Raw genomic sequence first — 3,995 nt, forward strand, 5'->3', positions numbered from 1 at the left:
CTTCTTTGCTGTTGCGACTCCGGTATGTCCTTGCCGATAGTATGATATGACTTTGAGCTTAAAGTCCAGATCGTAACGCATAAAAATACCCCATAAGTTGTGTCCAACTTATGGGGGTCAGTTCACAAAAGGGGCTTTTTCTATCACTAACGGTTAACTAAACAGTTATTCATCGTTAGCAGACTTGGTGATCTTCTTCACATCCTTAGGGACGTTTTTGGCTGTGCCATCAACGGTCGTATGTTGTTTAAACACGTCACCAAACGGGTTTTGTTGTTGTTGACCAAATGGATTTTGGCCATTCATACCCCCGGCTCCACCAAATGGATTTTGACCGCCCATGCCACCGCCAAACGGATTTTGACCAGCACCCATTTGTCCACCCATCTGCTTAGCCATCATCTCCATCATCTTTTGCTGATTATTCATGACGTAGTTATTGGCAATGTCTTTCAGTTTCTTTTGCACGGGTGGTAGTACGACCAATAGCGCGATTAAGTCACTAAGCACCCCAGGGATAAGCAGTAAAATACCTGCTGCCGCCATCGCAACACTTTTAATCATGGTTGACTCTTGTGGACGCATCGCAGGGTTCATCATGCCACCCGCTTTCATCTGCTGTGCCATTGGATTGAGCGCCGCCATACCTTTACGTATAAGAGCAATCCCAATAACAGCAGCAACAATAAACCACATAAAGACCCACCAGCCACTCATAAACTGAGCAAGTAAATACCACAGTAGCATCTCGATAATAAACCAAACAATGGCAATACCAACTATCTGACCCATAAAGTGTCGTCCTATAAAATAAAAACTAATAAATTGAGTGCCATGCAAATTAAAATGGCTAACATATGATGTATATGGGGATTGATTGCTATACTATCAAACTTACGGCGCATTTTTAAGCCATAAAACACAATGTAAGTAAGACGGAAAACTATGGCAATTATTATCGGGATTGACCCAGGTTCGCGCATGACGGGTTATGGTATCGTCCAACAAACGGGCGATAAACTGACCTACATTGATGCAGGCACCATACGCACGGACACCAAAGAGATGCCTGAACGATTAAAGCGGATTTTTAATGGTTTGACGCGGATCACTCAACATCACCTCAAATACGCGGATGAGCCTATCTATACGGCTATTGAGCAGGTGTTTATGGCAGAAAACCCTGACTCTGCGCTGAAGCTTGGGCAAGCGCGAGGCGCCGCTATTGCCGCCATGGTAGCATTGGATCTAGAAGTGTCAGAATACACTGCCCGCCAAATCAAACAAGCCGTGTGTGGATACGGAGCCGCCGCCAAAGAGCAAGTTCAAGAAATGGTTTGTCGGATACTGTCTTTAGATGTCGTACCACAGGCAGACGCCGCAGATGGACTTGCTTGCGCAATTTGCCATGCGCATTCAAGCCATTCTATGAATAAATTGCTACTTAATAGCGCCATGCGTGGTCGCGGCGCCTCTAAGAAAAAAGGCCGTTGGCGTTTGACCGAAGAAGATCTGGGTAACTTGCGTTGACATAAGCACACCACAAAAAAACGCGCCTAATGGCGCGCTTATCTTGAATGATATGTAGTCAATGAAAACTAACATCGATACATTATGCACGGCTGGTATCAATTTTTCTTACAACTCTAATTTTTAGGAAGGAGATCACTTAGTATCTGCTTCTTCTACTACCGAGCTTTTTATTCTACCACCGAGCTTTCGATCACTGCATCTAACACGTAGGCATACGCGTCCTCGGACACATTTGAGTCACTACTGGCCTCTTCCGTCTCACTAGTATCTAACTGGTAACGCTGTAAACGTAATACTTCGTCATGCTTGCCATCATGTTCATAGCCGTCGATAACACCATTGAATGATGTCCATTCACCTTCGCTGGTTTTAATGCCTTGGTCATCATAAGTAACGGGCTTCACTTGTAGGCACATCTTTGAGTTATTGTCGCTGCAAGGGATCATTTTATCGTTGACCGCCCAAAACACCGTCTCACCTTTGCTATTGTATTTAGCTTGCGGGGTGAGCTTACCACCCCAAACTAAAGTAGCCGCACTAGTGATTTGCGTCAATACTGGCTGATCCTCTTCAGAGGCAACATTTCTCGATAAGACTAACTGGCTCTCCCCTTGCATCAATTTGCTCAAACTGTTTTCAGCGGCATCAAGATTTCCACATGACATTTTCGTACTCATGCTGTCTTCAATAGTCAAAGTCAGATCTTGCAACTGATAGACAGCGCTCATCGTATTACAGCCCACACTATAGTTTAAGGTATTTTGGCCTTGGTACTGAGCAAATGACAACCTCACCTGATCTTTCACGTCCATTAGCGTACTTAATGGTTGAGCGTTATTATCCGTTGCAGATAACAATGTCCAACGATAGCGCGACAGGTTGTTGATTATCGATTCTTCCGCACTTACCTCATCTGCTGTCGCCTGAGCCACGCTGGCCTCACTTTTGGCCACTGGGTCACTGTTACTTACGTCACTATTAACGGCATTCGCACCCTCTTGAGCCTCCTGCTCATTTGATAAAGAAGAGTCTTGGCAAGCGCCTAACGCCACACTCGCTGTCAGCATAAATGGTAGTACGCCCAGTTTAAAAGACCACGCTCTAAAAGATAATGTCATAACAGTCACGCCTTGTGGTTGCTTCTTTTTACAGTACCGCTTTTTTCATCGTCCAAAAAGTGTTTATATTTGCCTTTATAGGACATAATAATTTGACCACTATAGCGTTGATGTTTGTTACTATTGTAACAAAGTGTTTAATTTCATGGTTTCGTAGTAACGTCCCCTTGTGCCATTTTATGACATCTGTGATTCACTATTGCCATCTTCGGCAGTCGAACCACTCTTCAACCACCAAAGACTGTGCGTTATAGCGTTTTCCAAACCGGTGGCTTGCCTAACGATTGGCTTGCCTAACACTTATTTATCTTCACTAGCCGATTTAGCCTTCGCCATATTTTGAATGCTAAAGCGCTCATGCATCATTTGATAAAAACGGGCTAGGTTCTCGCCTTGTTCATTAGGATTTACCTGAAGTATTTTGCCAAAATCTAAGCCTAAATAGAGCACAATGTCAGCAAAACTTAGTTGCTCTCCTACCAAATAATCCCGACCTTCTAAGATGGTCTCAAAATAAGCCAGCGCTTTAGCAGAGCGCGCGATAGACGGCGCGACAAACTCTGGGACTTGCTCAACCCGTTGCGCTTTAGATGGGTGACTGTGCTGAAACGCCAGCATAAAATTGTACAAAACTTCAAACTCTGCAATACGGCGCATTGAACAAACTTGGGCACGTTGTACCACATCGTTGCCCATCACTGAGCGCTCACCATAAACGCGATCTAGATATTCGCACACTGCCTGCGAATCATTGAGTATGGTGCCATCATCTAACTTCAGTACTGGCACAGTCTGCATAGGATTCATGTTAGTAAATTCATCAGACATTTGCTCATTCGCAGCAAAATCAATATCCACCACATCAACATCGTCCATATTATCAACATCAATTCCTTTTGAGGCCAATAAAATAAGTGCTTTGCGGGGATTGGGTGCCGTACGAGTTACATATAGTTTTTTCATGGCAAACTCCTTGTAAGATGGGTTAAAAAGCGACTCAGCGCTGTTGAAGTTGAAATCTTTTAATGGGTAAATGTTGTTAGTAATTTTTGACCAAAAAGCAGTGTCTATTCTAAATCTGGTCATACAACATTTTTAAAATTAAAGCCAGTGAACGACATTTCTGTAGACACCTCTTTAGATGAAATCCTCTGCTTTCCTCATCATAGCAAAACCTTGAGGATACTTGTTATATGAATAGTAAAAAGCCCCATAACTGAACTGACCCCCAAAACTTGGACGGTTTAGTTTAACCCAAGGACTGAGTTCTGTATTGCACAGGGCTCAGTCCTTTTAGTTTCAATTGAATACGCTCATGGTTGTAATAATGAATGTACTCATGGA

Annotated in this window: 5 protein-coding genes; 1 reads left to right on the top strand and 4 read right to left on the bottom strand. The window is 43.5% G+C overall.

Features of this window, described 5'->3' with window-relative positions; translation table 11 throughout:
* Nucleotides 1-165: 165 nt before the first annotated feature.
* A complete protein-coding gene (locus tag DVY93_RS12275; protein WP_198334294.1) occupies nucleotides 166-792 on the bottom strand; it encodes an FxsA family protein in 627 nt (208 codons plus the stop codon).
* A gap of 153 nt (nucleotides 793-945) precedes the next feature.
* Between DVY93_RS12275 and ruvC the strand changes: the two genes are divergently transcribed.
* Nucleotides 946-1,530, top strand: a complete 585-nt coding sequence (gene ruvC / locus DVY93_RS12280; protein ID WP_193004858.1) for a crossover junction endodeoxyribonuclease RuvC — start codon at nucleotides 946-948, stop codon at nucleotides 1,528-1,530.
* A gap of 170 nt (nucleotides 1,531-1,700) precedes the next feature.
* Here ruvC and DVY93_RS12285 read toward each other — a convergent pair whose 3' ends face one another.
* The 3 genes from DVY93_RS12285 to DVY93_RS12295 form a co-directional block, all read right to left on the bottom strand.
* Entirely contained in the window at nucleotides 1,701-2,651 is a 951-nt protein-coding gene (locus DVY93_RS12285; protein WP_230711038.1) for an META domain-containing protein, read from the bottom strand.
* A 300-nt stretch (nucleotides 2,652-2,951) separates the two neighbouring features.
* Nucleotides 2,952-3,614 carry a glutathione S-transferase family protein gene (locus DVY93_RS12290; RefSeq protein WP_230711039.1) on the bottom strand — a complete coding sequence of 221 codons (663 nt, stop codon included), beginning with the start codon at nucleotides 3,612-3,614 and terminating at the stop codon, nucleotides 2,952-2,954.
* Between the two features lie 286 nt (nucleotides 3,615-3,900).
* Nucleotides 3,901-3,995 (bottom strand): IS3 family transposase (locus tag DVY93_RS12295; protein ID WP_230708675.1); only part of this gene is annotated, 95 nt, incomplete at its 5' end.

This window comes from Psychrobacter sp. CCUG 69069, from assembly GCF_021023115.1.
GTDB classification, from domain to species: Bacteria; Pseudomonadota; Gammaproteobacteria; order Pseudomonadales; family Moraxellaceae; genus Psychrobacter; species Psychrobacter namhaensis.

Excerpts from the sequence above, each read along its gene's own strand:
- DVY93_RS12275 (WP_198334294.1), bottom strand. The coding sequence starts at position 792 with ATGGGTCAGATAGTTGGTATTGCCATTGTTTGGTTTATTATCGAGATG.
- ruvC (WP_193004858.1), top strand. The coding sequence starts at position 946 with ATGGCAATTATTATCGGGATTGACCCAGGTTCGCGCATGACGGGTTAT.
- DVY93_RS12285 (WP_230711038.1), bottom strand. The coding sequence starts at position 2,651 with ATGACATTATCTTTTAGAGCGTGGTCTTTTAAACTGGGCGTACTACCA.
- DVY93_RS12290 (WP_230711039.1), bottom strand. The coding sequence starts at position 3,614 with ATGAAAAAACTATATGTAACTCGTACGGCACCCAATCCCCGCAAAGCA.